At 38.0% G+C, this 6,031-nt stretch carries 4 protein-coding genes; 1 reads left to right on the top strand and 3 read right to left on the bottom strand.

What is annotated here, in order from left to right; translation table 11 throughout:
- Both AB1630_09735 and AB1630_09730 read right to left on the bottom strand, forming a co-directional pair.
- A partial coding sequence (locus tag AB1630_09735) for a right-handed parallel beta-helix repeat-containing protein (GenBank protein MEW6104070.1) occupies positions 1-3,896 on the bottom strand: 3,896 nt, incomplete at its 3' end.
- Between the two features lie 176 nt (positions 3,897-4,072).
- Positions 4,073-4,219 (bottom strand): hypothetical protein, encoded by a 147-nt coding sequence (locus AB1630_09730; GenBank protein MEW6104069.1) that lies wholly within the window; start codon positions 4,217-4,219, stop codon positions 4,073-4,075.
- A 97-nt stretch (positions 4,220-4,316) separates the two neighbouring features.
- On the opposite strand from AB1630_09730, the gene AB1630_09725 reads away from it, so the two are divergent.
- Positions 4,317-5,828: a hypothetical protein gene (locus AB1630_09725; GenBank protein MEW6104068.1), complete on the top strand. Its 1,512-nt coding sequence runs from the start codon at positions 4,317-4,319 to the stop codon at positions 5,826-5,828.
- Here the strand turns inward: AB1630_09725 and AB1630_09720 are convergent.
- On the bottom strand, positions 5,784-6,031 hold a 248-nt coding region (locus AB1630_09720; GenBank protein MEW6104067.1), incomplete at its 5' end, for a DUF2723 domain-containing protein. The genes AB1630_09725 and AB1630_09720 overlap by 45 nt on opposite strands.

Genomic DNA, 6,031 nt, shown 5'->3' with positions numbered 1-6,031 from the left:
CCATCTTTTACCCTATTCTTTAGGGTAGATGTAGCTTGGGTTGGCCAATTCCCTGGTTGTAGCTTATCTTCTATTGGACAAAGAAGGTTTTGGTCATAGGTTAGGTGAATCTCTCCACAAAGGCTATTCTTTGCCAGAGAGATAAGAATATTTAGGGTAATAACATCCCCTGGCTTTGCATTCTCAATTAAGCTTGGGGAAAACCCCAAGGCTATATTCCCCGATGATTTTGCTTTAATTGCCCTTATTCCCCTTCCTGTTGTTGTTTGTGTTTCTCCAAAGTTATCCCTAAAGATCATAAAGTCCCAGATGTCAATTACACCATCCTGGTTAAAATCACAATTTGGATTGTAAGTTTCTGAGCCAATACTTGAGCCAAGGGAATCTGCCAAGGGTGGCCAATCTAAGATGTTTATTTGTCCATCTCCATTTGGGTCACCTGCAATTAAGGTAATTGTTCCAATGTCTGTTGTATCGTTAAATTGTGTCTTGGTTATTAAACAATCGGTCTTAGTAGCGGGTGTTGCCCCTGGATAGGTAAAGGCTAGGGTATAGGTTCCTACTGGAATATTGCTAAAGATAAATTCTGAATTAGCATTTGTTGTTTTGGTTTCTCCTGTTTCAACCAATCTTACTAATATTCCTGCTTGTCTTTGTGCCTCTGTCCCTCTATCAATCAGACAGGTTCCAGAGATAGAGCCAAACCTTCTTAAGGAATATGCCTTGAAGATTACAGGTGAGCCAGAAAGGGATGTATTTCTTGCTTCAATGGTATAGGTTCCTGGTGGCTCTGTTCCTAATGTAAGATAGGTTGCCGATGTTCCATTTATGTTTGTTAGGGTTTGTGTAGCTGATAGGCTAAATCCAGATGCACCACTTGGATTTTCTGTAATTAGCCAATCTATCAAGACATCATTGCAAGGGTTATGATAAAAATCTTCTACCTTACAAACAAATGGGTCTGCTAATGTTTCTTGGCAATTTTGGGTTTGGTTATTGCCTGATACATAAAGAAGGTCAGTAGGTGTCCCTGGGGTTATTACTACGCTTGTTGTTCCAATTAACCCTAAAAATTCACCTTGGATGGTGTATGTTCCAATATAATGTGCCTCAAAGGAATTAGCTGTAAAAGAGCCTCCACCCGATGTTGTCCAGGTGGTTGAGCCGGTAACATCAATGCTTCCTGCCCCACATTGGGCAAAACAAGAAAAGCTCTCCCTTTCTCCTGCTTTAATCGTTTTATTTTCTGGATAAACCCTAATTGATTCTGCAATATAAAATAACCCTTCATCCTTATTAAAGGGAATAGATTGGCTCATTGCATTTGCCAGAACCGTATTATTCCCAAATTTTAAGCTTGATGTTCCAGCTTCTTTTCCTTTAAAGCGAGCTGAGAATAAAATACCAGAGCCAGAAGCTGATCCAGTGAATAATCCAGCAAAGCAATAGATACAACCTGATGTATTTGTATTATAGCTATTCATTGCCGAAGGAGGGAAAGAGCCAGGGGTAATATTTCTAACCTCTAATACACCTGGATTAAACAAAAGATAAACCTGAGCCGCAGCAAGCTCTCTTACATCATCAATTTTAACATCCACATTAAACTCATCATTCTTTGCAATGATTTTAGATTGGGGAATGACCCTTAAGAAGGTGGGAGGAGGGAGTTCATATGCACCCATATCAACAATAGCAATGCCATCTGAATTTCCATCCATTATCCTTGGTTTGCCGTCTTTATCGGTTGATGAAATCGCTGGGGCTGTGTTTGAACCAGCATCTATGCAAGGGGAGGAAGGTAGGAGGTGGAAGGTAGAAGGTAGAAATTGGGGGTCAACACAGATATCATGGCTCAAATGGCTGCAATTATAGTAATTATTGTTACCATTTAGGCCATTACTCCAGATACAGTTATAGTCGATGGTAGGGTTACCAGAACTATAGGAATCATCGTTGTAAATACCATAATAACTTGTACTTGTTGTTCCATTTTCAGTGATTATGTTGTTTGTGATGATAGGTGAAGAGCTATCGCACCATATGCCATACCTATTTCCTGTTAGTGTATTGTTTGTGATAAAGGAGTTGGCCGAACACCAAATACCATGTTCACTTCCTGTTATTATGTTGTTTGTGATGGTAGAGAAATTGGGGCAATAGATATTTACAATATCATTCCCTGTTATTATATTGTTTGTAATAGTGGAATTGGAACACGAAATACCATACTTATTCCCTGTTACTGTGTTGTTAATGACCAGGGAACTAGAACATTCGATGCCCCACTCGCTGTTTCCTATTATTGTGTTATTGGTGATGGTGGAGTTGCCGCATAAGATACCATCTTTATTCCCTATTATTGTGTTATTAGTGATAATTGGATTTGCACCACTATGGCAGTATATCCCTCTACTTGTTGCTCCAGTAATCCTAAATCCAGAGATAGATATTCCACTTCCACTAAATGTAACAGCATCTTGACTTGATACATTTATAATTGTTGTTCCACTTCCTTTTCCAACCAATGTAATCTGTTTAGTAATATAGACTGGCTGGGTATAAGTTCCTGAAGCAACCGAAACCGTTCCTTCCTCTGGACAAGCCTCTACCCCCTCTTGAATAGTGTTATAAGGATACTCCAATGTTCCATTCTCTGTACCTGATGTGTTATTATCATCAACATAGATAAAGCATGGAGAAATGGTTATCCAAGAATCATAATCAACCCAATTACTTACCCTATCTCCCCGACCAGATGGATTGGTATCTGGATGGTATGGACCGCTATTTGTGCTCCACCAATTATATTCAGCATCAAGGGTTAATGCGTCAACATTATAGATACCATAGCCATAATCCTTTCCACCATTATAATCCCTATTATTGTAAATATGATTGTTGTTGGCAGATATGTTTGAGGTGCCAGTAGTATATATCCCACATCCTAGGCCCGCATTATATCCTCCACGATTTTCTTTGATAGTGTTCTTTGCAACAACAATTCCATCACACAAAGAGAAATATATCCCCGCACCTATACCGCCTCTCCCATTACCACCATTATAACCAGCTGATCCACCCATTCCACCATAATTGTCTGAGATTGTATTATCTGTAATGCTACCATTATCAGTCTGGTGGAGATATATCCCTGCGGCTGTTTCGCCGTCATCACCTTGATGTTCATTAGTAGAACTTGTATGGCCATTTTCGCCAATTCCACCAGCAATAGAGTTATTTCTAATAATGAAGTTTTGGCAGTTGATTAGGACAATCCTTCCCAAGTTTGTTGCCCCTGCACCATTTGTGGTTAAAGTTTGATTTTCAATTATGATTAGTGTTGTTGTTCCATAGCAATAAAAAACAGGTTCATTATTATAGGTATTCAGAGAATCAACCCTGTCGTCATAGCTGTTTGGATCGATATATATCCCATATGCGTTTCCTGGCCTACCATGATGTGGCCCCCAGAGGGGCTGATCACCCTCTTGTCCATAAACGCCTGCATGATTTTCTGAAATACTATTATTTGAAATACTATTATCCACGGATGAAACAAGGTGTATTCCCGTTCCCAAACCACCCCTTCCACCTGAACCATGTATATAGCCTTTTCCTCCTTCGCCTCCTGTGTTTTGCGAAATAGGATTTTGAGAGACGAAATTGTTAGCAGAAAAGTAAAGATATACCCCACAGCCTACGCCACCTGGACCTCCTGTAGAATCCCAATAACCACCATCTCCTCCTTGGCCTCCGGTGTTCTGTGAGATCATATTTTCTGAGAAGATGTTATTGGTTGAAGAATAAAGATATATTCCACACCCTACACCACCTAAAGCTCCTCTGCTACCATAACCATCTCCTCCTCGGCCTCCGGTGTTCTGTGAGATCATATTTTCTGAAATAATGTTATTGGCCGAAGAATAAAGATATATTCCACACCCTATTCCACCTACACCAGCTGGACTGTTTACATGCCCACTACTCCCTCCACGACCTCCTGTATTAGATGATATGGTATTATCTGAAATGGTATTTGTTCCTGATTGATAAAGATATATTCCGCAACCTATTCCGCCTTGACCTGTATTATTTCCACCATTTCCACCCGTATTGTTGAATATGGTATTTGTGCCAATAATGTTGTTGTTTGAACCAAAGAGATATATCCCACAGCCTGCTTCTCCTGGCTGACCAGGATAACCGTCTGCTCCATTGTTTCCCTTATATCCTCCTTAATTTTAATTTTCCATTTTTTTTAACATAGTAAAATTTTACATTGATTTTTTTTTTTTGTCAAGTATAATTTTTTTGTGAAAAAAATAAAAAAGAAGAAGCAAGAAACAAAAGGAATGTTTAAAATTGCCTTCTTAAAGATTTACGACTTTTTAAAAAAGGAGTTTTGCGAAAAATGGCTATTTTATTTTACTTTTTTATTTTCTATCTTAACAATCTTTCTGTTTATGAAAGGTGAGTTAATGTGTCCTGATGGAGTGGGATACTATGTCTATATCCAATCTTTAATCTTGGACAGAGATTTTTCATTTTTGAACAATCTGGAGTCTCTTGGTGTCTCACATCAATTTGGATGGTTTTCTCCTATCCATAATAACTATATTTCCAACCCATTTGCTATGGGAACTGGCGTTGCTTGGATTCCGTTCTTTCTTTTAGCACATCTTATAACATTAATTGCCAATATTCTTGTGGTAAAAGCAGGCTTTACTTTCCATACCGATGGCACTTCTTACATCTATGTTGCTATTCTTTCTCTTGGAAGTTGCTTTTATGGCTTGCTTGCTTTATTCTTATCCTTTAAGGTAGCCAAAAGGTTCTTTTCATCCGAAGATTCTTTTTTAGCCATGCTTGCAATCTGGACTACCTCGCCTTTTGTCTTTAACTTCTACTGGATGCCGACCCATTCCCATCTTATAGACAGTTTTGCAATAGCCTTATTTCTTTTCTTATGGATTGGTTCTAAAGATAAAGATGGGCTATTTTGGTGGTTCTGCTATGGATTAGCCTTTGGCTTTGCTACTTTAGTTAGATGGCAAAATCTCTTATTTGGGATTCTCCTTTTGATTCCTCCAAGAAAGCTTGTTATCCCTTATATTCTCTTTCTTTTTGGTGCTTTCCTTACCTTTCTTCCCCAATTGGTTGTATGGAAGATAATCTATGGAAAATTTATCCTTATTCCCCAAGGAAAAGAGTTTATGCAATGGACAAATCCAGAGATTTTAAAATTCTTATTCTCCTCATGGCATGGGCTTTATTCCTGGACACCCATTATTTTCTTTTCTACATTAGGTCTTTTCTGGTTCTATAAGAAGAATAAAAGAATATCTGCTTGTTTTTTAATAGCTTTCTTACTTCAAGTTTATGTAAATTCTTGTGTTTCTGACTGGTGGGCTGGAACCTCATTTGGCGCAAGAAGAATAACAGGTCTTACATTTGTTTTTCTCCTTGGATTAGCAAGCTTCTTTTCTTTTTTGGGGAAAAGGAGACTGCTTAAATATTTAATTTTAGCATTCTGTGTCTTTTGGACAGAGACATTAATTATTTCTATGCTGTCCTCTCCTGATCTTCTTACTGAATATCGTTCTTATTCTGATCTTATAAAGATTCAGATAAATACCTTTTTTAATCTCAAAAGTTTTCTTCCTATGCTTGTAAAATATGGCCCATTGATAATGCTCAATAGGTATCATCAGATTAATACCTTTGCCTTTTTTGCTATTAAGATTATCTATTTCTTTATGGGAATAGTTTTTTTTCTTATTTTAAGAATAAGCTATGGGATTATTATAAAAAGCAAACAAAGTTGATTGCATATTCATCCTGAAGGCAATGTTTCCAATAGGGATTAAGGTGATAAAGACCTTACCCAGCAAGGTATAAAGAGGATAGCCCGGAGGATGGGCAATGCCTAATGTCCAGGTACAGGTTATTAGCTCACCAGAATCATGAAACCCAACAGTTGGCGTTAAGGTATGCAAATAAACCCCAAATGAAATAAAAAAAACAAGAA

It is taken from the genome of bacterium, assembly GCA_040753555.1.
Taxonomy (GTDB): domain Bacteria; phylum UBA9089; class UBA9088; order UBA9088; family UBA9088; genus JBFLYE01.
Note: the sequence above shows the minus strand (reverse complement) of the source record. Positions and strands in the feature narration are given on the sequence as shown.

What these genes read in the sequence shown, in the direction of transcription:
- AB1630_09730 (MEW6104069.1), bottom strand. Translation starts at nt 4,219, where the DNA reads ATGGAGCAGACGGTTATCCTGGTCAGCCAGGAGAAGCAGGCTGTGGGA.